Source organism: Posidoniimonas corsicana (assembly GCF_007859765.1).
Lineage (GTDB): Bacteria > Planctomycetota > Planctomycetia > Pirellulales > Lacipirellulaceae > Posidoniimonas > Posidoniimonas corsicana.
In genome coordinates, this window is the sequence record NZ_SIHJ01000003.1 from 261992 (window position 1) to 283203 (window position 21212).

At 67.7% G+C, this 21212-nt stretch carries 20 protein-coding genes; 8 read left to right on the forward strand and 12 right to left on the reverse strand.

What is annotated here, in order from left to right; translation table 11 throughout:
• Nucleotides 1-32: 32 nt before the first annotated feature.
• The 8 genes from xerC to bshB1 all read right to left on the reverse strand — a co-directional run bounded on the left by xerC (nt 33) and on the right by bshB1 (nt 7036).
• Complete coding sequence (gene xerC, locus KOR34_RS20445) at nt 33-935, reverse strand: tyrosine recombinase XerC (protein ID WP_146567706.1); 903 nt, start codon at nt 933-935, stop codon at nt 33-35.
• Nucleotides 936-1111: 176 nt separating this feature from the next.
• Nucleotides 1112-1342 (reverse strand): hypothetical protein, encoded by a 231-nt coding sequence (locus tag KOR34_RS20450; RefSeq protein WP_146567707.1) that lies wholly within the window; start codon nt 1340-1342, stop codon nt 1112-1114.
• A gap of 171 nt (nt 1343-1513) precedes the next feature.
• Nucleotides 1514-2659 (reverse strand): hypothetical protein, encoded by a 1146-nt coding sequence (locus KOR34_RS20455; protein WP_228714718.1) that lies wholly within the window; start codon nt 2657-2659, stop codon nt 1514-1516.
• 304 nt (nt 2660-2963) lie between these two features.
• Complete coding sequence (locus KOR34_RS20460) at nt 2964-3170, reverse strand: hypothetical protein (protein WP_146567709.1); 207 nt, start codon at nt 3168-3170, stop codon at nt 2964-2966.
• Nucleotides 3171-3205: 35 nt separating this feature from the next.
• Nucleotides 3206-3820: a pentapeptide repeat-containing protein gene (locus KOR34_RS20465; protein ID WP_146567711.1), complete on the reverse strand. Its 615-nt coding sequence runs from the start codon at nt 3818-3820 to the stop codon at nt 3206-3208.
• Nucleotides 3821-4804: 984 nt separating this feature from the next.
• On the reverse strand, nt 4805-5266 hold the full coding sequence (locus KOR34_RS20470) for a hypothetical protein (RefSeq protein ID WP_146567713.1): 462 nt from the start codon (nt 5264-5266) through the stop codon (nt 4805-4807).
• A 227-nt stretch (nt 5267-5493) separates the two neighbouring features.
• The gene (locus KOR34_RS20475; RefSeq protein WP_146567715.1) at nt 5494-5949 is read right to left on the reverse strand and encodes a DUF6036 family nucleotidyltransferase; all 456 of its coding nucleotides are present in this window, start codon (nt 5947-5949) and stop codon (nt 5494-5496) included.
• Nucleotides 5950-6286: 337 nt separating this feature from the next.
• Complete coding sequence (gene bshB1, locus KOR34_RS20480) at nt 6287-7036, reverse strand: bacillithiol biosynthesis deacetylase BshB1 (RefSeq protein ID WP_146567717.1); 750 nt, start codon at nt 7034-7036, stop codon at nt 6287-6289.
• A gap of 252 nt (nt 7037-7288) precedes the next feature.
• Here bshB1 and KOR34_RS20485 point away from each other — a divergent pair, with 252 nt between their 5' ends.
• The 6 genes from KOR34_RS20485 (at nt 7289) to KOR34_RS20510 (ending at nt 15507) form a co-directional block, all read left to right on the forward strand.
• A complete protein-coding gene (locus KOR34_RS20485; protein WP_146567719.1) occupies nt 7289-7486 on the forward strand; it encodes a hypothetical protein in 198 nt (65 codons plus the stop codon).
• Nucleotides 7487-7669: 183 nt separating this feature from the next.
• Nucleotides 7670-9184 (forward strand): carboxypeptidase M32, encoded by a 1515-nt coding sequence (locus tag KOR34_RS20490; RefSeq protein ID WP_146567721.1) that lies wholly within the window; start codon nt 7670-7672, stop codon nt 9182-9184.
• 201 nt (nt 9185-9385) lie between these two features.
• On the forward strand, nt 9386-11311 hold the full coding sequence (locus tag KOR34_RS20495) for a hypothetical protein (RefSeq protein ID WP_146567723.1): 1926 nt from the start codon (nt 9386-9388) through the stop codon (nt 11309-11311).
• Nucleotides 11312-11495: 184 nt separating this feature from the next.
• Nucleotides 11496-13604: a tetratricopeptide repeat protein gene (locus KOR34_RS20500; protein ID WP_146567725.1), complete on the forward strand. Its 2109-nt coding sequence runs from the start codon at nt 11496-11498 to the stop codon at nt 13602-13604.
• 25 nt (nt 13605-13629) lie between these two features.
• Entirely contained in the window at nt 13630-14733 is a 1104-nt protein-coding gene (gene ribD / locus KOR34_RS20505) for a bifunctional diaminohydroxyphosphoribosylaminopyrimidine deaminase/5-amino-6-(5-phosphoribosylamino)uracil reductase RibD (protein ID WP_197531626.1), read from the forward strand.
• 108 nt (nt 14734-14841) lie between these two features.
• Nucleotides 14842-15507 (forward strand): hypothetical protein, encoded by a 666-nt coding sequence (locus tag KOR34_RS20510; protein ID WP_228714719.1) that lies wholly within the window; start codon nt 14842-14844, stop codon nt 15505-15507.
• 3 nt (nt 15508-15510) lie between these two features.
• Here KOR34_RS20510 and KOR34_RS20515 read toward each other — a convergent pair whose 3' ends face one another.
• Nucleotides 15511-16197 carry a hypothetical protein gene (locus tag KOR34_RS20515; protein WP_228714720.1) on the reverse strand — a complete coding sequence of 229 codons (687 nt, stop codon included), beginning with the start codon at nt 16195-16197 and terminating at the stop codon, nt 15511-15513.
• 628 nt (nt 16198-16825) lie between these two features.
• Here KOR34_RS20515 and KOR34_RS20520 point away from each other — a divergent pair.
• The gene (locus KOR34_RS20520; protein WP_146567729.1) at nt 16826-17422 is read left to right on the forward strand and encodes a hypothetical protein; all 597 of its coding nucleotides are present in this window, start codon (nt 16826-16828) and stop codon (nt 17420-17422) included.
• Between the two features lie 223 nt (nt 17423-17645).
• Here KOR34_RS20520 and KOR34_RS20525 read toward each other — a convergent pair whose 3' ends face one another.
• Nucleotides 17646-18854, reverse strand: a complete 1209-nt coding sequence (locus KOR34_RS20525; protein WP_197531627.1) for an oligogalacturonate lyase family protein — start codon at nt 18852-18854, stop codon at nt 17646-17648.
• Nucleotides 18855-19024: 170 nt separating this feature from the next.
• On the opposite strand from KOR34_RS20525, the gene KOR34_RS20530 reads away from it, so the two are divergent.
• Nucleotides 19025-19744, forward strand: a complete 720-nt coding sequence (locus KOR34_RS20530; RefSeq protein ID WP_146567733.1) for a class I SAM-dependent methyltransferase — start codon at nt 19025-19027, stop codon at nt 19742-19744.
• A gap of 158 nt (nt 19745-19902) precedes the next feature.
• Here KOR34_RS20530 and KOR34_RS20535 read toward each other — a convergent pair whose 3' ends face one another.
• Entirely contained in the window at nt 19903-20313 is a 411-nt protein-coding gene (locus tag KOR34_RS20535; RefSeq protein WP_146567735.1) for a hypothetical protein, read from the reverse strand.
• A gap of 231 nt (nt 20314-20544) precedes the next feature.
• Nucleotides 20545-21120, reverse strand: coding sequence for an MOSC domain-containing protein (locus KOR34_RS20540; RefSeq protein WP_146567737.1), 576 nt, complete (start codon nt 21118-21120; stop codon nt 20545-20547).
• Nucleotides 21121-21212 lie beyond the last annotated feature (92 nt).

Sequence of the window (21212 nt, forward strand, 5' to 3'; positions counted from 1 at the left end):
CTCCACCGGCCACCAGGGCCAATGGCTCGCCGCTAGCCCCGGGCCCGCGGGTGCGCCTTGAGGTACGCCGCCCGCAGGTTGCTGGTGCTCACGTGCGTGTAGATCTGCGTGGTGACCAGGCTCTTGTGGCCCAGCAGCTCCTGAACGCTGCGGATGTCGGCGCCGCGGTCCAGCAGGTGGGTGGCGAAGCTGTGCCGCAGCGTGTGCGGGCTGGTCCGCGTGTCCAGGCCGCACTGCTTGATGTACTTCTCCAGCATCCGCGCGACGCTGCGGGTGGTGATCCGCCGGCCGAACTTGTTGGTGAACACCGGCGCGTCGGGGCCGGGCGTCTCCTTGGGCGAGAGCCGCCGCGCCGCGAGCCACACCCCCAGCGCGTCCAGCGCGAAGGACCCCAGAGGCGCGAACCGCTCCTTGCGGCCCTTGCCGCGGACGCGGACCACGCCCTGCTCGCGGTCCAGGTCGCCGTCGTTCACGCCGACCAGCTCACTCACGCGGAGGCCAGCCGAGTAGAGCGTCTCGAGGATGGCGCGGTCCCGCTTGCCGGCGGGCGACTCGGCCGGCGGGGCGGTCAGCAGCCGGCCCACCTCCTCGGTCGACAGGAAGTGCGGCAGCTTGCGGCTCTTGCGTGGGTTGCGGAGCGGCGTGGCGGGGTTCTTGGCCACCCACTGCTCGCGCTGGCCGTAGCGGAAGAAGCTGCGGATGCTCGACAGCTTCCGCGAGATCGACGTCTTGGCGTAGCCGGCGTCGTGCATCGCCGCGACGAAGCCCCGCAGCTCGAGCGTGGTGATCGAAGCCGGCTCCGGCGTGCCGCCGGCGTCGTCGGCCAGGTACGCGGCCAGGCTCTCCAGGTCCTCGCGGTAGCCCTTGATCGTGTGCTCCGACGCGCCACGCTCCGACTCCAGGTGCCTGAGGAACTGTCCGGTCTGGCGTCGCATCGGCGTGACCGCGGGGCGGAGGGAAGGATCGGCTGAATCGACGGTACCTGCTGGGTGCTCCAAAGAGCAAGCCCGAAAGCCGCGTCGCCGGCGAGCTGGTAGCCATCGGCGCCAGCCCAAGAAAAAAGGCCCGGCTAGCGGACCTTTCCTCTTCGCGGGCTCGGCGATTCGCCGGCCTAGTCGACCAGCGGGTTCGCGACCCGGTTCTGCTGTTTGGCGGTGCGGGCCTCGCTGCGGATCTTGCGGCTCAGCACCGCGGCGTCGTACCACGAGAAGCTGAGCTCCGGGTTCGAGGCCTGACGCCCCAGCGCCCGCAGCGCGGCGGCTTGCTGGGTGTCGTCGTACAGCAGGATGTAGCGCTCTTTGCCTTTGACCAGCGCGAGCACATTGACGTCGTCGTTATTCATTTCGGGGGGCCTCCATGCAGGCTGCCGCGGCGGGGTGGCGGCGCGTCTAACGGGCGGGCGATAGCAGCGCGAGCAGAGCATTCGGCGCGCTCGGGGCGAGGGCAGGGTCCGTTGCCGTCGCGGGCGCGCTGCGTCTGTCTCGGGCAATCGCCGGACGCATCTAGAGAATGGCTATCGGCTCTCCGACCAGCGACGCACCACTCGGCTTTCTCCGCCGCCGCCCCGCGCGGTCAGCATCTCCGAGATGTGCAGGTGCGCGCAGAAGCGGATGAAGTCGTCGCTGCGCTGCAGGTAGCCCTGCCAGCCGCCGAACCGCGCGTCGTCCCTAAAACTCACATAACTGGCAAGCGCGGCGGTGAAGTCGGGGTCGTGGCCGTGATAAACCCGCGTGTGCGTCATAACCGGACTGTCCGAGGGCTGGCACACCGGCCGCACCGGCGACGGGCACGGAGGCGTGAAGCCCCGCGCGTCGGGCCAGTCCGGTGGGAACATGCCGGCGACGCCGGCGATGCCGTCTGGCGCTGTCGTGCCCGGCGTTGCGGTTGTAGTGTCGATCTCGGCCGGCGCCTGGTGGGCCGTCTGCTGGGCGTCGACAAACGGCTCGCCCAGATCTTGCTCGCCGCCGCCCATCGCTTCGGCGTCGGCGGGCGGCGCCGGTTCTGCCGGCGGGGTCGCCCGGGGAAGCGCGTCCGGCGCCAGCGGGCCCGGCAGCGGCGGGCCGTGCACCGGCAGCGGCTCCGGCGGGCAGCTGGGCGTCTGCGTGGCGAGCTGCTCCTTGGCCAGCGCCATCTCGGCCTCGAACACCAGCGACTCCGGGATGTACTCCTCGTCCGGCGTGCCCCAGGGCAGGCCGTAGCCGGCGGGGATCGGGTGGAACCCGGCGTTGGCCGAGTACCACTCCACCCGCATGCCGCAGCGCGGCGGGTAGTAGGGGTCGAAGTCGGTCACCGCGCCCACCACCACCGCGTCGACGCCCAGGTGCTGCGCCAGCCGCCGCGCGTCGCGGGCGGCCTCGGCGGGCACGCGGAACAGGCCGAGCTGGATGATCGCCTGCTCGGTCACGCCCAGCGGCACCACCTCAAACCCGCGGACCGACTGCAGCTCGGCGAAGTACGCCATGGCGAACTGCGCGCCGTCGACGGTCGGCTCGTCGCTTAGGTTGATGAACGGCGCCACCGCCACGCGGCTGAGCTGCGGGAACGGGTTGTGCACGATCGGCTGGACGCTCACCTCGGGCAGCAGGAAGTGGCAGCCCGAGGGCAGCAGGCAGCAGCTTGCCGCCAGGAGCGAGAGCAGGATAGCCGGGCCGCGGTTCATAAGGAGGTAGCGATTGCTAGCGGCCCCCCTGCTAGCAGGCCGAGCGCACAACGACACGGCCTTGTCGGTGTAATCGGCACAACCGGCGGGGCCGCTTGAGAGGAAAACCAAACTCCCAGCCGCGCCCGTCAGGAAGCGACCACCGACGCCGGCAAGTCCCAAGAGCCGCTCTCCGATAGACGGTCCTCATTCGTGACAAACCGTAGGGTGCATGCAATGCACCAGTTAGCGCACCGCAGCACCGTGCATTGCATGCACCCTACCGACTCAGCCCTAAGAGCTGTCGCGACACCTGCGCCTCCTATCACTTCTTCCCCAGCAGCCGCCGCACGCCCCAGACGAGCCCGGACACCAGTCCGCCAACCGTCAGCACGCCTGCTACCTGCGACAGCACCAGGTTCCCACCGTTCTGACCGAACGCGAAAATGCACATCCCGCAGAACAGCGAAACAAACGTCAGCGTGCTCAGCACGGTCCACAGGTTGAATCGCTGAGGTTGGGGATCGTTCATAGTCCGCAAACCGCATTCAAGCAGGCGACCGTGGGTCACTCATCAGCGTCGACCGCCTGCACCCGCAGGTCAAACAGCGGCGCGAGGTCCAATAGCTGACTCGGGTCGACGGTCGCCTTCCGCAGCAGAGTCGGCTCGAGCAGCACCCCGGCCAGCGCCGAGCCCCGCAGGTCGAGCCCGGTCTGCTGGCATCCGGCGAACCGGGCGCCCCGGAGGTCGCAGTTCCGCAGCACCACGCCCGTCAGCACAACCTGCTGGAAGTCGGCCTCGCGGAGGTCGCAGTTCTCCAGCACGCAGTTTCGCAGCTTGGCGCCCAGCACCGACGCCAGGTTCAGCTTGCAGCCAATGAACCGGACCTCGCTGAGGTTGCCGTCGATCAGCTGCAGCCCCGTGCCGCGGCACTTGTGCAGCTGGGACTTGGAGAGCCGCGCCTTGACCCACCGCGCGTTGGAGAGGTCGCACGCCTCCAGCCGGCACTCGTGCAGGTCGGTGGTCTCCAGCGTCCCGCGCGACAGGTCGCAGCGGGTCAGCCGGCACTGCTCCAGCGAGGCGCCCTTGAGGGTCGCCCCCACCCGCTGGTCGACAAAATGCTCGCCCGCGAACTCGTCCGACAGCACGCCCTCGGACAACGAGGTTGAAGTTGGGTCCATCGATTCAATCTCGCGGGCCGTGTGTGCTTGCGGAACGCGCGTCGGCACTTCGCTGTTTGTACCTTTGACGCAACGAGGCGGGCAGCCCAATCAGCCAGGCTACGAGCCCACCTACCGCACAGGCGCCGATCGCCATGAGGCTCGCGTAGATGATAGCGCGCAGGATCATCGGGCCGACGGCGTATGCCAGCCCGCCAAACCCGAGGCCTACCAGCGTTAGAACCCCAAACATCGCGGTGAGCGTGAAGCGCGGCATCTGGCTTGTTGAGTTTGTTCGATCTGTCATGAGAGCAGGACTTTTGGCCGGATTGGTTTCGCTTGGTTTGATCCACCTCCATGGATGGGAATGAAGCGTGGAGTGGCTTTGCTTGCATTGCGGTTGCCGCCGGCGTCGTGTGGAACTTGTGTCCCCGCTAGTCATTTCGTAGCCCCCGGCTCTGCCGGGGGATTTCTATCTATTCCTCGTGTGACGTTCAATCAGCTCGATCGCGATCTCCAGCCCCCGAAAGTTCTGTCCGATTCGTTTTGTCCAAAAACACGAGCGAAGGGGACAAAACCCCGAGCGCATTTTCCCTAGGAACTTCGTTGCACGCTGGTATAGCAGTGTTTGGTCCCGCCGCACGCAGCGGCCCACGGATAGTTTTGTCCGATAGTGGGCGCTACAAGGGACAAATCGGACAAAACCCCAGCGGCCCCGTCCACGCGAACCAACCGCGCAGCAGCGACCCGCCACGCGCCGCGGTAATCAACGAGCGGCCCGTGTTGATGGGGTGTGTACGCATGAACACACCTGTCATTAGAGCACACCGAGTGGCCGTTTCCTACAACCAACCGGACAGCAACAGCGGCCCCGATAGTAGCACGGTGGTCCTCCACCGTGGGCGCTGATGTTGAGCTCGCCAGGCATAGGACGGGCCAATGGGCCCACCATTGATGGGGTGGCAATCCCGAATGCGGTGGGGGCTCGCTTCGCTACCGCCCGCCCTACTGCTTGGCAAACTCAATTCTCGCCTGCCGGGTAAGCAGGAGACCAAGTGGCGCGGCTGCGAGCACGGAAAACAGGGCTGACACGAGCGCCACGGCGCCAATGGTCGGGTTCTCGATCTCCCGACCGATGCGCACCGACATGCCGTCCGTGCCAGCCAGGTACGCTCGGACCACAAGCCCGACGGAAACGACAATGACAAGAGCAGAGACTCCAATCACACAACGCCGCGCGACGTTGCTGTGTGCGCGCAGAGCGGCGCCGCCCATGAGCAGCAGCACGAAACTGAGGTCGAGCCGTAGACTGCCGACGACCCACCAACGAAACAGCATCGACGCGGCAGAACCAACAGCCAGGAGCTGAAGATATCGGCCGACGACATTCCCGATACTGAATGGCAAGCGGCGGTGCGATCCGGTAGCTTCGTTTGCTGTCGCTGGTGATCGGTAAGGATTGTTCATCGCAGCTCGCTATCTCGACGACAGCAGTTGGTAGGCCGGCAACAAGCGCTAGCGAAGTTCCGGCATTTGTATCCCCACTTGCCGGAACCGCGCTGACGCTTGTTGCCGGCCTACGGTCTGTGACGCGGTGGTCCTCCTCGGTCACGGCGGGGACCGCCGTGCTACTTTCGGGGGCTCAGATCAGCGAGCCAAACCCGCTCATGCCGAACGCCCCCTAATGGTGCAGATCAATCCCATTCGCAGCCCTCTAGCCAAGCCGCGTCTGCCTGATCCTTTGGGCGCCCAGCGGCACGCTTGTTGGCTATAAGCTCTTTACGTCCGAGCACATAAACCGATAGCCCATCGAGTTCGATAGGTTTTCGAGAATCCCACGCCTGATCGAAGGTGACGCCGGTGATGGATGTGAGCAGATCGATCCGGCGGGGCGCGACGCCGATCTGGAACACGGTGTCTTCGAGCGTAAAGTCGTCGACCAAGATTCCGCTCTTCGGAGCCCTGAAGGCGGTGAGAGCCTTCCAGACCCGTTCGGCGTTCTCGCGTGACGGTCGGATCAGAAGGTCGATGTCGCCAGTTGCCCGAGGGTTGCCGTGTGCTGCAAGTGCGTAGGCGCCAACGATCAGGTACTCAACGCCCGCGTCGTTCAAGGCGGACAACATCTCGCGGTAGTCTTCGTTGAGCTGCATCCTTGTCCTTCATCGCCCAGGCGTCGACGGTGAGCTGCCAGACCATGCCGATCCGGTCCGCCATCGAGACTCCGGCTAGGTCGTCATCGTGCCCCTGGTCGGTGAGTGGCACCCTGCGGACTTGCCAGTTTGAGCGGTCGATCATACCTCAAGTCTACCACATAGCGTGGCGTCGAGCATTACCGTTCCGGCGTTGGCATTCCCACTTGCCGGAACCGCGCTGACGCTATGTTGCCGGCCCACGGTCTGTAGCACGGTGGTCCTCCACCATGGGCGCCGCTTGGCGGCTTGCAAGCCGCCAGGTCACGGCGGGGACCGCCGTGCTACTGTCGATTGCTCAGATCAGCGACCCGAACCCGCTCATGCCAATCGGCTCGCGGCAATGGAAGGGCTCGCCGTAGGCGACGCCGATTGTCTTGCCCCAGTAGGCGGCCTCGTCGCGGAGCTGGTCGAGGAAGGTCGGCGGCTCGGTCGGTCGGCCGGTGATGAACTGGCTCTCGTACGCGCGGATGCTGGCGAGTTTCTGCTCCCAATAGTCGCTGATGTCGAGGATGAACGCCGGCTGCGCCGCCTGCTTCAGGTGCACGCAGTAGTAGTTGTAGATCCGCTGCGGGTGCCAGCGCTCGCCCGGCAGCTCGATCTGGCCCGGCTGGTCGGTCTTCGAGAGCTTGGCCCAGAAGCGGGCGTCGTCGACCAGCTTGGTGGCGGCGGTGTGGTCGGGGTGGGCGTCGACCCAGTAGGGGGCGAACAGCCATTTGGGCCGCTGTTGGCGGATCACGCCCGCCAGCTTCGCGCGGTTCTCGAGCGTGGGCTCGAGGCTGCGGTTGGGCAGGCCCAGGTTCTCCCGCCAGGTGAGGCCGAGGACCTTGGTCGCGGCGGCGGTCTCTTGGACGCGGAGCTCGGGCGAGCCGTGCGGCGTCGGCTCGCCGCTGGTCAGGTCCAGCACGCCGACCCGCAGCCCGTCCGCTAGCATCTTGAGGATGGCGCCCCCCATGCCGAGCTCGGCGTCGTCGGGGTGGGGGGCGATGACCAGGACGTCCAGCATGGCGGGCTCGCGGTTGAGAGGTGGCGGGGGGAACCGGTTCATTCTTGCTATCGTCGCGGGCCGTCGCCAGCGGGGCATTCTTCGGCAAAGGCGGGTGCAGATGCTGGGTGCCGGGGGCGCTCCCGACAGGGAAGCCCCCGACGTACAGACGTTACGGGGGCTTCCGCTATCGCGGAGCGCCCCCGGCACCCGGCTGTCTCTTGTTCTCCCACCATTAGAGGAGGGGAATCTTCCATTCCATCTGGACCCACGCGGGCGGTTCTGCGAAAGTCCCGCCCTCGAAGGAACCCTGCCATGCTCGCTCGCCTACTACTAATCCTGCTGCTGCCGGCGCTCGCCGGCTGCTCGTCCTGGGTCCCGGCGTGGAACGCCGAGAAGTGGGACGTGACGCGGCTGCGCGACCCGCGGGCAAGTGACATCGACCGCCGCCTGTCCGAGCGGCCGCCGACCTCGGTCCGCACACCGTTTGGCAGCGCCGCCGACGCCGAGTAATCTCGGGCCGTCTTCGGTTCTTTCCCCGAGGGCTTTGGTCGTTGAATCCGGCCGCCCTCAGGCATCTAATGGGGGATTGGACGTTCCGCTCCCCATCGGTCCGGCACAGTTCTGCCGCGCCGCACGGTGATTGCGCCGCCGCGATCCACCGTTCCCACCACAGCCCTTTCACCCTGGTTCGTCATGCCCAGCCCCGATGAGACGTTTTCCCAACTCTGCGAGCACGCCCGTCAGACCGGGCTGCTGACCTCGACGCTGGGCATCCTGAACTGGGACGAAGAGACCTACCTGCCGCGCGACGGCCGTGCGCACCGAGCGGAGCAGACGGCGCTGTTGGCCGGCATGATCCACCAGCGGCAGACCGCGCCGGAGGTGGGCCGGTGGCTGGACGAGCTGTCGGCCGAGCCGCTGGCCGAGGACCCGCACTCCACCAGCGGCTGCGTGATCCGCCAGCTCAAGCGGCAGTTCGACAAGAAGACCAAGCTGCCGCAGAAGCTGGTGGAGGAACTGACCCGCACCGCCAGCCTGGCGCAGCAGGCGTGGTTCGACGCCCGCAAGGCGGACGACTTTTCCGCGTTCCAGCCGTGGCTGGAGAAGACCATCGCGCTCAAGCAGCAGGAGGCGGCCGCGGTCGGCGTGACCGACGTCGCGTACGACGCGCTCTTAGACGACTACGAGCCGGGCGAGAGCACAGAGAACGTCGCGAAGGTACTCAGCGGGCTGCGCGAGCAGCTCACGCCGCTGGTGGAGAAGATTGTCGAGAGCAAGCGAAAGGCGCCGCGCGAGATCCTTAGCCGCAGCTACCCGGTCGACCAGCAGGCCGAGTTCGGCAAGCAGGCGGCCGCGGGCATCGGCTTCGACTTCAACGCCGGCCGGCTGGACGTGACCGCGCACCCGTTCTGCGGCGGCGGCGGGCCGCGCGATGTCCGGATGACTACCCGCTACGACGCGGGCGAGTTCGCCGGCGGCTTCTTCAGCATCCTGCACGAGGCGGGGCACGGCATCTACGAGCAGGGCCTGCCGGCCGACCAGTTCGGGCTGCCCACCGGCGAGGCGGTGTCGCTAGGGATCCACGAGTCGCAGTCCCGCATGTGGGAGAACCTGGTGGGCCGCAGCCGCGCGTACTGGGAGCACACGCTGCCGAAGCTGCAGCAGCAGTTCGAGTCGGCCCGCGGCGTGGGGCTCGATGAGTTCTACTTCGCGGTGAACGACTCGCGGCCGTCGCTGATCCGCACCGAGTCCGACGAGGCGACCTACAACCTGCACATCATCGTGCGGTTCGAGCTGGAGCAGTCGCTGCTGACCGGCGACCTGCCGGTCGGGGACCTGCCGGCCGCCTGGAACGAGAAGTACCAGACGTACCTGGGCGTCGCGCCGCCGACCAACGCCAACGGCGTGATGCAGGACGTGCACTGGAGCGCCGGCCTGTTCGGCTACTTCCCGACCTACGCGCTGGGCAACCTGTACGCGGCCCAGTTCTTCGACCAAGCGGAGGCCGACCTGGGCGACCTGTCCGAGCAGTTCCGCCGCGGCGAGTTCGCCCCGCTGCGCGACTGGCTGCGGGACAATATCCACCGGCACGGGCAGCGCTACAGCGCGGCTCAGCTGGTCGAGCGGGTGACCGGCAAGCCGCTCTCGCATGAGCCCCTGATGCGGCGGCTCAACGAGAAGTTCAGCGACCTGTACGACTTGCCGTAACAGGGGGTGCTAGCGGTCTGCTTGAACGGGGTTGCCCTTCCCGGTTGTAGGGCGGCACGGTCGCGCCGGTTGCGGCGTGCGGCCTGAAAGACGCGAAAGAAGGGCTGCAAAATTCGCACTGGCGGTGCACAATGGGGGCTTCTCGGCCGTAACAGGGGACGCCCGGAACCCAGTTTCAGACCTCGCTTTCGAGATTCACGGATGGCCCACGTCGCTGCGTGCCCCAAGTGCTCCTGCCAGTTGACGCTGCCGGGGAACCTGCCCCCGAACGCACGACTCCGCTGCCCCGACTGCGACGAGATCTTCGCGCCCGGCGCCGCGCCGCCGGTCAAGACGGCCCGCGCCGTGGTGGTGGTCCCGCCCCCCAGTCAATCGGCTGACACCCCTCCGCCCGCTGACCCCGAGCCAGCAGCGGAGCAGCCGTCCCAGTCGCCGGCCGAGGCGCCCAAAGAGCCGCCCGCCCGTGCGGAGGCCCCAGCCAAGTCGACCTCGGTCCAAGCCGAGGTCCCCGCGCCCGAGCGTGAACGCTCGTCCGAGAAGCTGGACGGGCTGCAGATGCTGCTGAAGTCGACGATGGAGTTCAACTCGCAGCCAAAGGTTGAGTCGCCGAAGCCGAGCAGCGTCGAGCAGCCGCCGACGCTGTCGGATTGGCTGAAGCGCGGCAGCGGGGAAGCCGACGACACGCCGCCCGCCGCCGAGGCGCCGGAAGAGGACGCCGAGCCCGCAGAGCCGCTGTCCGCCGAGCAGCCAGAAGCCGACAAGCCAATTGGCGCGAAGGCCGTGTCGCAGTCGTCCGCGGCGACTCAGCCGTCGCTCGAGTCGCTGCTGAGCTCGTTCCGCGGCGAAGACCCGCCGGCGCAGGAGCCCTCGCCGCCGACAGAGCCGCAGGCCGCGGATCAATCGAGCGATCTCGACCCGCCGCCGGCGGCCGACACGGCGCAGGTTGAGGAGGATGCTCCGAGCCCTGCGCCAGAGCCGCCCGCCGCGGCCCCGCCAATCAGCAAGACGCCCCCGGTCGAGCCGACTCCAACGCCGCCCGCGCCTTCCCAACCGGCGCCGACCAAGTTTGAGGATCTGCCGGTCGAGTCGTTGGCCGCGCCAACGCCGGCTGCCGAAGCGCCGCCGGCGCGCAAGGGCCGCGATCTGCGGACGCCGGGCATGGACACCAACCCGGCGCCGCCAAGGCGTTCGAGCCGGGTGCGCAGCCTGTCGGTGATTGTCACCAGCGGCGCGCTGGGCGTCATGCTGGGCTACCTGGGGCTGCTGTGGCTGGCCGGCCCGAGCAGCGACGTGCTGGGCGTCTCGAACGTGCTGCCGAGCGCCCTGCTGCCGGCTTCCTTCTCTCCGGACGTGCGCCCGCCGCTGGTGCCGCCGCCGGAAGACCCGCCGCTGCCCGAAGGCGCCGACGCCGAATCGCCGCGGGTGGATCCTCGCGTAGAGCAGGCCGGCTTCGCCGACGAGGGCGGCCAGCATGACGCGGCGGTCGCCGCGTTCAGCGAGCCGGACCCGGCGCCCGCGGCGCTCAGCCAGGGGGGCGTGCGGCTGATCGGCGCGCCGGCGCCGTACACGATCGACCAGCTGAGCGAGGTGCTCCGCGGCGCCGACGACGCCCGCGCCGTGATGTGCGAAAAGAGCCTGGCCGCCAACCCGGAGGCCGCCCGCGAGCTGGGCAGCGCGTACGGCAAGCTGTGCCAGGTGGCGCAGGTGCTGACCTTCGTGGAGGACGCGTCGGCCGATCGCGAGCTGACCACCCTGGAGGCCAAGGAGCTGTACATCCGGTTGTTCACCTTCGACCACGCGCGGAGTGACTCCCGCGCGATGGCGTCGCGGTGGCTGGCCTGGCCGGAGCGCGCCAACGGCGGCGTGTTCTTCTCCGGCGCGCTCAAGGGCGCCAAGCCGATGGGCAGCGTGTCGGAGCTGCGTGTCACGCTGTCCGACGGCGAGGTCGTGTCGGTGCTGACCGACGAGCAGCTCGACCCCGCCAGGTTCTTCGGCGGCACAGAGATCGGCGTGGTGGGCTGCGTGGTCGAGGACCCGGTGAACCGGGTCGAGGGCTACAAGGGCGTCGCCGAGCGTGCGGTGTGGGCCTGCCACACCTTCCCGGTGGGGAAGCCGCGGCACGACTAGCCCGGGCCCGGGCGGCCATGGTCGTGAATCGGCCACCGCGCCGGGGCCCACTCTGCCCCGGTGACTCTCGGCGAGATTGCCCCTAAAATGGGCCAATCAGGCGACAAGCTTTTCCTTGCCACACACACGGCGCCCGCGGCCCCCCGCGGACGGTCGTTCCTCACCTAAGCCGCGAGCTGCCCCGATGTCAGTCGACCCCTACGCCCTGTGCCCCTGCGGCAGCGGAAAGAAGCTGAAGTTCTGCTGCTCGGACCTCGCCGGAGAGATCGAGAAGATCCACAAGATGGTCGAGGGCGACCAGCCCCGCGCGGCGTTGCAGCACGTCGAGCAGGCGCTCAAGAAGAACCCGGGCCGGCCGTCGCTGCTGGACCTCAAGGCGATGCTCGAGCTCACGCTGCACAAGTTCGACGACGCCGAGCAGACCGTCGCCGAGCTGCTCAAGCAGGACCCCAACAACCCCGCCGCCCACGCGCAGCAGGCCATCCTCAAGTGCGCCCAGGGCGACGGGGCCGCCGGCGTCGAGCCGCTGCAGCGGGCGCTCGTGCTGATCCAGGACAACATGCCGCGGCGCGTGCTCGAGGCGATCGGCGCCGTGGGGCACACGCTGCTGGTCGAGGGCAACGTGGTGGCGGCCCGCGCGCACCTGTGGCTGTACCAGGGCGTCGCCGGCCGCGAGGACACCCGCGCGCTGGAGCTGCTCACCCGACTCAACCAGGTGGCGGGCCTACCGCTGCTGCTGCGTGACCACCTCTACATGCGCACCGCGCCCGACGGCCACCCCGGCGAGGACGACCACAACTACGCCCAGGCGCTCGCCGCCCGTGGCCAATGGGGGCCCGCGTCGGTGGTGTTCGACAAGCTGTGCGTCGAGTACCCGGACATGGCCTCGTTCCACTACAACCGCGCGCTGGTGCACGGCTGGCTGGGCGAGCAGGACGTGTTCGCCGCCGCGCTGCGCGACTTCGCCGAGCGTGACGTCCCGCAGGAGGACGCGGTCGAAGCGGTCGCGATCTCGCAGCTGATCGACCCGAACGTCCAGGACGAGATGCTGGACATCGTGCGGCTCACGTACCCGATCCTCGACGAGGAGGAGCTGGTCGCCCGCCTGTCGAAGGCGCCCAGCGTCGTGACGATCGAGCAGGACCTCAGCTCGATCGGCGAGGAGGGACAGCCCGCGCCCCGCGCCGGCTACTACCTGCTGGACCGCGCGCTGCCCGACTCGGGCGCCGACCTGACCCGCGAGACCGCTCCGCTGATCATCGCCACGCTGCTGCGGTTCGGCCGGCAGACCAACCGGTCGGAGCGACTCGAGGTGAGCCTCGTCCGCGACGCCCGCTTCGACAAGGTGCGCGACGCGCTCGCCCAGCTCGCCGACGGCGTCATCGGGGTGGCCGAGGAGGAGGTGGTCGACCAGACCGACGCCGTGCAGCAGGCGCTGCGTTGGAACTGGCACTTCCCGACCGACACGCCGCCGCAGCTCCGCCGCCAGCTGACCAGCGAGGAGAGCGCCCGCGTGATCCTGGAGGACTGGCCGGAGATCCCCAGCGCGGTGCTCGACGGCAAGACCCCCTCGCAGGCCGCGCAGGACCCCGCTATGCAGACCCGGCTGCTGGCCGCGGTGCTGACCTTCGAGCAGGGCGCCCAGGCGTTCCGCAACGCCGACACGTTCGTCCAGCTCCGCGAGAAGCTCGGCCTGCCGGCGCTCCAGCCGATCGACCCCGAGAGCGTCGACGTCGACCAGATCCCGCTCGGCCGCGTGCCGCGGCTCGACGTGTCGAAGGTCGCCGACGACGACCTGCAGAAGCTTTACCAGCGGGCGGTGATCTCCAACGTTGCGCCGGCGCTGGCCCACCTGGCGGACGAGGTCGTCCGCCGGCCGGAACTCGAGGGCCGCGTCAAGTTCGAGGAGGCCTACCGCCGGCTGATCACCCTGCAGAGCGACACCTCCGAGTCGATGAAGCACCTCCAGCGGGCCAAGGACTGGACGCGCTCGCGGGGGGCGTCCACCGCGCCGTGGGACCTGCTGGAGCTCGAGATGCACATCGTCGACGGCGAGTCCGAGCAGGCCAACGCCACGCTCGCCCGCATCCGCGACGAGCACATGAACGAGCCCGGCGTGGCCGAGCACCTGTACGAGTTGTTCTATGAGCTCGGCGCAATCCCGGCCGAGGGCGGGGCGCCCATGACCGCGCCGGCCGGCCTCCCCGACGAGCCGCCCAAGTCGAGCGGCATCTGGACGCCCGACGCCGACCAGCCCGACGCCGGCAAGCAGAAACTGTGGACGCCTTCCTAGCTCCCCGCGACGGGCCGAGCGACCCATGCCGACCAACCCGCCAACCACCGACCTCGACGCCGCGATGATGGCCCGGGCGCTGGAGCTCGCCGCCCGCGGCGAGGGCCGCGTCGAGCCCAACCCGATGGTCGGCTGCGTGATCACCCAGCAGGGTGAGGTCGTCGGCGAGGGCTGGCACCAGCAGCACGGCGGCCCCCACGCCGAGGTCAACGCCCTGGCCGCGGCCGGCGACCGCGCCGCCGGCGGCACGGCCTACGTGACGCTCGAGCCCTGCTGCCACACCGGCAAGACCCCGCCCTGCACGGGCGCGCTGCTGACGGCCGGCGTCGCGCGCGTGGTGGTGGCCGTGCGGGACCCGTTCCCACAGGTCAACGGCGGCGGGCTGCAGCAGCTAACCGACGCCGGTGTTGTGTACGAGGTTGGCGTTGGCGAAGCCGACGCCCGCGCGCTACTCGCCCCGTACCTCAAGCTCATCGAGCGGGGCCGGCCGTGGGTCATCGCCAAGTGGGCCATGACGCTCGACGGCAAGCTCGCCACCAGCTCCGGCAGCAGCCAGTGGATCAGCTCGCCCGAGTCGCGCGAGCTGGTGCACCGGCTCCGCGGCCGGGTCGACGCGGTGATCGTCGGCGCCGGCACCGCCCGCGACGACGACCCGCTGCTCACCGCCCGGCCCGCCGGCCCCCGCACCGCCGCGCGGATCGTGCTCGGCGAGATCCCGCCCGCCAGCCAGCTGGTCAAGACCGCCGACCAGGCGCCGGTCATCAGCGTGGTGCCCGCGCCCGGCGCCCACCACAAGGTGCCGCCCGGCGTCGAGTCGCTGGCGGTCAAAGGCCGGACCCACACCGAGCGTCTGGCCGCCGTGCTCGACGAGCTCGGCGCCCGCCGCATGACCAACGTGCTGATCGAGGGCGGCGCCCGCGGCCTCGGCGCCGCGTTCGACGGCGGCCTGATCGACGAGGTCCACGCGTTCATCGCCCCCAAGCTGTGCGGCGGCGCCGACGCCCCCAGCCCGATCGGCGGCCACGGCCTGGCCGACATGACCAAGGCGCTCCGCCTGACCGGCGTGCGGATCGAAACCCCGGGCGGGGATGTCTACCTCCGCGGGCGGGTGGAGCAGGGCGTCAGCTAGCGGCTGCTTGGGACGGGCCAGCTAGCAATGCCTACCGCCCTTGCCGCGTTCGCCAATCTTTGCGAGTGTCCGCTTCCGGGCTCTTCACCCCAACAAGCGGCTTCGGCGATGTCGAATTCCACGCGTCTGTGCGCAACCGCCATTGTTCTTCTTCTTTGCAGCGTGTCTCTCGCAGACACGGGGCCGGCATCCGACCTGCAAGCCGCAGTGGCCGCCGAAACAGGCCGCAAGGTTTCGGTGCGGGGAGTGGTTTACGAACTCCATCGGGACCGGGTGCGACGGATTGGGATCGATCTGGTCCCGCAAGGCGGTGGGAAGACCGTCCTCACCGGCGCTGACGCCGCGAACGCTATCCAGCTTTGCCAGGCACTTGAGGGCGCCTACGCCACCACGCTCACAAGGCCCCGACTTATGGTGACCGAAGGCACGCCCGCCAAACTGCAGGTTGGGGAGTTGGTGGAGTTGCCTACAGGCGCCGGGGACGTTCCGTGCAAGGTCGCACTTGGACAGTCATTCTCGGTCAACATCCGCACCGTCTCGCCGGAGCGAGTAAAGCTCGGCGTCGATTGGAAGCGGACAAGGGCCGCCGCTCGGTCGGATGAATTGCCGACCACCGCAACCCCGTGCTTGGAGATCCGCCAAGCGGCATTCGTTGTCGAAGCCGATCTTACTCAGCCGGTGGCGTGTTTCGGCCTGGCGGGGTCCGACGATCCCAAGCAGAGCGAGGACGACACGTTCTATCTGCTGGCGTTGAGCGCCGCTGACGCCGAATAGGCCTCACCCCTCCAGCCGCAGCGTGGCCCAGCAGCTCGGGTCCTCGTCGGTGGGGAACTCGCGGCCGTTGGCGTACGACTGCACGCCCAGCTCGCGGTCAATCACCTCGTAGTGGAAGCCCAGCTGGTCGTGCTGCTCCGGGTCGTAGCCGCCGAGCGCCTGCGCCGGCACGAACGCCATCAGGTGGTACCCGCCCTCCTTCACGCGGCCGATCGCCTGCAGCTCGCGCGGGCGGACCGGCCGGGCGTTCTCCCGCGCGCGGTTGATCAGCAGCTGGTCGGCGGCCGCCTCAGCGGCGCCGCGTCCGCCGCCGCTCGGCAGGAAGCCGAACCGGTGACAGTACTTGCTCGCGCGGTGGATGTTGTGCGTGGCCCGGGTGTCGATCCACACCTGCAGGCCGTCCGACTCGTCCAGCCGCGACTCGCGGCACCACAGCGCCTGGTTCTTGCCGGTCACCGTGACCGTGATCGCCAGCCCCTCGGGCGCCCAGGCCATCCGCACGTCGGCGAACCGCCGCTCGCTGGACGGCGTCCCCCGGTCGAGCGACGCCAGGTCCGGCAGCCGGAACGACTCGTCCAGCACCACCCCCGCCTGAGACCAGATCGGCTTGTGCCGCTTCACCGGCGCCGCGAAGCGGAACAGGAAGCGGGGCGCCAGCAGCGTGTTGAGTTCGTTGCCCGGGGCAGGCATCGCGGTCACCTTGGGTTGTCTGGGGTAGGGCGTCAGGGGCAAGTCCGAGCGGGACTTATGTCCCTGTCTGCGACATCGATCTTTAGGGACAAAAGTCCGCCTGCAGCTACCCGGTAGGAGGGCGTTTCACTCTGTAATAGCAGGGTATGACCAACATCGGCCGTTTCACGCCGGGCGACTTTTGTCCCCTGCTGCGCCACGATAGAGACAAAAGTGCCAAGAGCCAATCGGGTACCCCCGCTAGCGTTGCCGGGCGGCTGCGCAGCGGGACGAACTCTCCATTGGACCACGTTAGGTGGCCGGTTTCTAGCGAGAAGTTGTGGCGACGGCAGAGTAGTAGCACGGGGGCTGCCGAAGTCCCATCGGTTCGCCGAACCTCGAAACGCCGATCACCCCAATCAGCCGTGGGGTGTTAGCGCTCGGTCCGAACCACCGCAAAGCCCCGTAGGGCAGGTGCTCGCACCTACCTTGCGCCTGGGATAAGCCGCCAGTGGTAGGTGCGAGCACCTACCCTACCAGCTAGAATCCGCGATGAACCACTTTGGTAGAACCAACCCTTGTCCAGCACATGCTGAGGAGCAATTCCATCGATACTGTTCGCAACAGAATGATAGACACTCTGTCTCTTATGGTGTTCGCGATCGCCTGTCAGTCGCACGGCCAAGAGGCTGTGGGCCCCAGCGAATCGAAATCCAAGGCCGTGAGCTGGGAGTCCGTGCCCGAAACCAAGGTAGAACCACGCGACCCACCGGATGATTGGCTGCCTCAGTCTGACGCGGATCAGAAAGTGCGGTGGCACTCGCCCGGCAAGCCAAAGAAAACGCTGAACCCAAAGATGCCCAACATGGTTGTCTACGACACGAAGCACAACGGCATTGGTTTGTCATTTACTTGCATCCAGTGTGAGACGCGTTCCAACGGGAGCCCGACAGAGTTCCTCGATTCGTTCGACGAGGGAATGATCCGGAGCTTTCGGCGCAATGGTCTCGATCCGCAGCCACGCCCCGTGGTGCGCGTGAGTTACATGAATATGGTGGGTCGCCTAACGCGGATTGAGGTCCGAGGGAAGAAGTCCGCCCTCAAGTGCGACCTGACGACGCCAACGGCATGCTACTCGGTGTTGGCGGTTGGGCCTCCGGGAAAGGAACTGAACGACGCTCTAACGGCATTCGTCAGGACCATCCGGGTTGACCCAGAAGGAACGCAACGGGCGATGCCGCAGTAGCGACTCTCGGCCCCGAAGCCCCGTAGGGTAGGTGCTCGCACCTACCCTACCAGCTTGATCGCGAAGGACGTTCTGAAAGCTGGTGCATCGATGGCTCACGCCGATGGCAAGAGGTCGTTGGGGCCGAAGCCCTGCGGAGCTGCCGCCGCAATCGGTGAGAAGTTCCCTCGTGGCGGCGCAAACCGGGGGCTAAACGCCCTGCGACTGACGTGGTTATCCACCGCTATTGCCGGCGTCGCAGGTCCACCGCGTACACCTGCGACGGCCCGTGCAGGTTGGCCCGGAACACGATCCAGTTGCCGTCGGGCGTGAAGTGCGCGTTGGGCTCCAGCTCGTAGTCGTGGTCGGCCAGGTTCACCAGCCTTGTCGAGCGGAGGCGGTCGCCGTCCGGTTCGAACAGGTAGATCCAGTGGCCATCGGGCGAGCCGGCCACGCTGCCGGCCGAGCCGCCGTCGCCGCAGAACCGTTTCTGATCAGGCGAGATGTTGTAGTGCACCGACCACTCATGACGCTCGTGCTCGTAGCGGGTCTCTTTTCCGGTGGCCAGGTCGTAGCCGGTGAGGTAGAAGGTCTCGCCACGGGGGATCTGCAGGTCGAACCACAGGGTCTTGCCGTCGGGGCTCCAGAACTCGTGCCCGGCGATCTCGCGGTGCACGGTGCGCTCGTGGATTGGCGTGTGCTTGCCGGTGGCGAGGTCGAGCGTCCAGATCCGCTGCACCTCGTGCCAGTGCCCCTCGTGGCAGTACATCAGCAGGTCGGGGTTGGTTGGCGAGAACTGCTGGTGGTTCAGCCAGGCCGACTCCTCGTGCACGACCCGCGTCTGTCCGGTCGACAGGTCGATGGTGAACTGCTTGTTCGGCAGCCGCGCCTCGAAGATGACGCCGAAGTACTGGCTCTTCTGCGGGTGCTTCTCCAGCAGCTCGCGGATCCCCTCGGCATACACGCCCAGCAGCCGCGACCCGTCCGCGTTGACCGTGCGGATCGTGCCCGGCAGCTCCTCGGGCAGCTCGACGATGGCCCGCTGCTCGCCGGTGTCGACGTTGACCGCCATCACCCGGCTGCCCACCTGGTAGAACGCCTCGCGGGTGGCCGGCGACACGATCTCGCCACGGATCCGCTCCGCCTCGCTGGTGAGCGGGCGGGTTTCGAGGGTCGACAGGTCTATCACGCGGAGCTGCATGGGGTCGCCCCGGCGCTCGGCCGCGTAGAACACCATCTGGTCGCCCGCGTCGGCGCCGGAAGGGCTGCTGAGGAACGGGCGGTTATGAAAGTAAAAGCTGCGGGCCTCGGCGAAGCCGCGCGACAGTCGGACCACCCGGTAGCCCGTGTCGGGGTCGGTCCACTCGAGCGGCATCTCCTGGCCGCACGCCGCACCCCGGCTTGCCAGCACCAAGACCGCTACGAGGAGCACGAGCTGTGATCGACTTTTCATCATTTTCGCCTGCAAGAACGGGGGATCGTGCCCACGGCACGGGAGGAGTTCTCTAGAGTATAGAGGGTGGCGAGCGCCGCCGCATTCATCCCAGCGGCGGATGCCCACCCCGTTGGCGCCCCATGTCCTCACGCTAATCAGATAACACTCCAGCAAACCCTTACACCCTCATGCACGCAGCCGTCCTGAGAACGCTGGCATTGGCCAGTGTGGTCCTGTGGCTCGCAACGCCCGCCCGGGCCGCCGATGAGTATCTTGGCCGCACCATCGCGCGGACCATGCACTTTACCGGCGCGCCGTGGCTTGTGCGTGACTCGCGCGAGCGGGAGGAGGAGCCGAAGAAGCTGCTCGCCGCGCTGGGCCTCAAGCCCGGCATGCAGGTGTGCGACCTGGGGTGCGGCAACGGGTTCTACGCGCTGAAGCTGGCCGAGCGGATCCAGCCCGGCGGCGTCGTGTGGGCGGTCGACATCCAGCCGGAGATGCTCGACCTGTTGCGCGAGCGGGCCGCCGCGCGGCAGGTGAAGAGCATCAAGCCGGTCTTGGGCGAGGGCGCCGACCCGAAGCTGCCCGCCGGCGAGATTGACCTCCTGCTGTTGGTGGACGTGTACCACGAGATCGCCGAGCCGGCGGCGATGCTGCAGAAGATTCACGAGTCGCTCGCGCCGCGGGGCAGGGCGGCGCTGGTGGAGTTCCGCGCCGAGGACCCCGCCGTGCCGATCAAGCCGCTGCACAAGATGACCCAGCGGCAGTGCGTCAAGGAATTCACCGCCAACGGCTTCAAGCTGGTCGGCCAGTACGACGAGCTCCCGTGGCAGCACGTGCTGTTCTTCGCGCGGGACGACTCGCCGTTGAAGGAGAGCAAGCTGAAGGCGTGGGCGGCGGATCGATAGGAGTCAGGGCGCCATGCTCACACGCGATAGCGGGTGAGCATGCTTCTTGTTGCAGCGCGCTCGAGCATGCCTACCCGCTATCGCGTGTAGGCATGGCACCCGGCCGTGATACGCACCATGGCGAGGCGGCTCGACAATTAGTCATTTCGGGACAGCTTCTAAGAGTTATCTCCTTGACTGCTGAGCACCACCTGCAACTCAGCTTCAAGAATCGACATATCTCCGCTGGCAGTTCTTGCCGTCGACACTCTGTCCAACCAGTAATCTAATTTGCCCTTGATCAACTCAAACCCAACATCTGTTAGGTCAGATCGACGAATCACCAAGTCATCGGAAATTTGCTCGTCATCGTTCACTAAGGCATGCGTCGTAAGCTGGTTGGTTTGCAAGAACACCGCCAATGCTTGATACATCGCCCGCACGGAGTTCTTGTAGGACAGCTGCTTTGAAGCAGCCAGGGTCGCACCGACGTCAATAATCAAGAAGTCGTCCATCAGAACGGTTCCAAACCAATCAACCTTGTTGGCGTGCCACTCACGTTGATCAGCCCGGCAGTAGCCGGGCGCCATGCTCACACGCGGTAGCGGGTGGACAATTCTTAGGTGGCATTGCCGTCAAGCATGCCTACCCGCCGGGTGCCACTGCCAGCTCGCCTGGCAGTGTGAAGTGGGTACCTGGTTCGCACTGCCGGACAAGCCGGACAGTGGCACGCCTCGATCGTCGCTAGAGATTGGAATCTCCTTCACCGGATTCTACACCGGCGTGAAGCTCTTGCGCACCGCGAATCGGGGCAGCATTATTCACTCGACCTTCGCCACCGCGTCCCCGACCCGGATCACCCCCGGCGACACGATCTTGCCCAGCAGGCCCCGCAGGTGATGCCGCTTGCCCTCTTTGCTGTTCACAAACTGCTGGGCGTCCTTCCCGTAGCGTGTGACAAACTTCTTGCAGCCGGTGTGGGGCGTGGCGCTGACTTCGATGACGACCTCGCCGCCGATCTTCAGGCGGCTGCCGGCGGGCAGGTGGTCCTCGCTCAAATCGAAGTCGACGATCAGGTTGTCCCCGGCCAGGCCCATCGCCTCATCGCTCCCGCCGGAGATCTGGCGGAGGATCCGCGCGTTCATGATTGACACCTGCGTGTCCGGGTCCGGGCTGCCGTCGGGCAGGCGCTGCCAGTGGTCGGTCTGCCAGCGGTCCCCAACAATGCCGGTCGGCTGGGAGAGCTCGGCCTGTTCGACCGACCGCCGCTCGTTCTCGGCGGGGCGGACGAAGATCGCCTGCAAGGCGCCCTGGACTCGGGGGGAGGCCGTGATGTTGGGCAAGAGCCCTTCCAGTTCCTCTCGGCTGAGGTGGCGGGGCGACGTTTCGGCGGCCATGGGGCGACTCCCTCGGGATGGGTGTAGAGCGCCGTGAGGACACGCGCCCGCCAGGCGAGGTTCGCAGGCCCGTGGTTTCCTAGCCGCCGTCC

Excerpts from the sequence above, each read along its gene's own strand:
- KOR34_RS20500 (WP_146567725.1), top strand. The coding sequence starts at position 11,496 with ATGTCAGTCGACCCCTACGCCCTGTGCCCCTGCGGCAGCGGAAAGAAG.
- KOR34_RS20510 (WP_228714719.1), top strand. The coding sequence starts at position 14,842 with ATGTCGAATTCCACGCGTCTGTGCGCAACCGCCATTGTTCTTCTTCTT.
- KOR34_RS20455 (WP_228714718.1), bottom strand. The coding sequence starts at position 2,659 with ATGAACCGCGGCCCGGCTATCCTGCTCTCGCTCCTGGCGGCAAGCTGC.
- KOR34_RS20450 (WP_146567707.1), bottom strand. The coding sequence starts at position 1,342 with ATGAATAACGACGACGTCAATGTGCTCGCGCTGGTCAAAGGCAAAGAG.
- KOR34_RS20540 (WP_146567737.1), bottom strand. The coding sequence starts at position 21,120 with ATGGCCGCCGAAACGTCGCCCCGCCACCTCAGCCGAGAGGAACTGGAA.
- KOR34_RS20535 (WP_146567735.1), bottom strand. The coding sequence starts at position 20,313 with ATGGCGCCCGGCTACTGCCGGGCTGATCAACGTGAGTGGCACGCCAAC.
- KOR34_RS20525 (WP_197531627.1), bottom strand. The coding sequence starts at position 18,854 with ATGAAAAGTCGATCACAGCTCGTGCTCCTCGTAGCGGTCTTGGTGCTG.
- ribD (WP_197531626.1), top strand. The coding sequence starts at position 13,630 with ATGCCGACCAACCCGCCAACCACCGACCTCGACGCCGCGATGATGGCC.
- KOR34_RS20495 (WP_146567723.1), top strand. The coding sequence starts at position 9,386 with ATGGCCCACGTCGCTGCGTGCCCCAAGTGCTCCTGCCAGTTGACGCTG.
- KOR34_RS20470 (WP_146567713.1), bottom strand. The coding sequence starts at position 5,266 with ATGAACAATCCTTACCGATCACCAGCGACAGCAAACGAAGCTACCGGA.
- KOR34_RS20485 (WP_146567719.1), top strand. The coding sequence starts at position 7,289 with ATGCTCGCTCGCCTACTACTAATCCTGCTGCTGCCGGCGCTCGCCGGC.
- KOR34_RS20515 (WP_228714720.1), bottom strand. The coding sequence starts at position 16,197 with ATGCCTGCCCCGGGCAACGAACTCAACACGCTGCTGGCGCCCCGCTTC.
- KOR34_RS20530 (WP_146567733.1), top strand. The coding sequence starts at position 19,025 with ATGCACGCAGCCGTCCTGAGAACGCTGGCATTGGCCAGTGTGGTCCTG.
- KOR34_RS20490 (WP_146567721.1), top strand. The coding sequence starts at position 7,670 with ATGCCCAGCCCCGATGAGACGTTTTCCCAACTCTGCGAGCACGCCCGT.
- KOR34_RS20475 (WP_146567715.1), bottom strand. The coding sequence starts at position 5,949 with ATGCAGCTCAACGAAGACTACCGCGAGATGTTGTCCGCCTTGAACGAC.
- xerC (WP_146567706.1), bottom strand. The coding sequence starts at position 935 with ATGCGACGCCAGACCGGACAGTTCCTCAGGCACCTGGAGTCGGAGCGT.
- KOR34_RS20520 (WP_146567729.1), top strand. The coding sequence starts at position 16,826 with ATGGTGTTCGCGATCGCCTGTCAGTCGCACGGCCAAGAGGCTGTGGGC.
- bshB1 (WP_146567717.1), bottom strand. The coding sequence starts at position 7,036 with ATGAACCGGTTCCCCCCGCCACCTCTCAACCGCGAGCCCGCCATGCTG.
- KOR34_RS20465 (WP_146567711.1), bottom strand. The coding sequence starts at position 3,820 with ATGGACCCAACTTCAACCTCGTTGTCCGAGGGCGTGCTGTCGGACGAG.
- KOR34_RS20460 (WP_146567709.1), bottom strand. The coding sequence starts at position 3,170 with ATGAACGATCCCCAACCTCAGCGATTCAACCTGTGGACCGTGCTGAGC.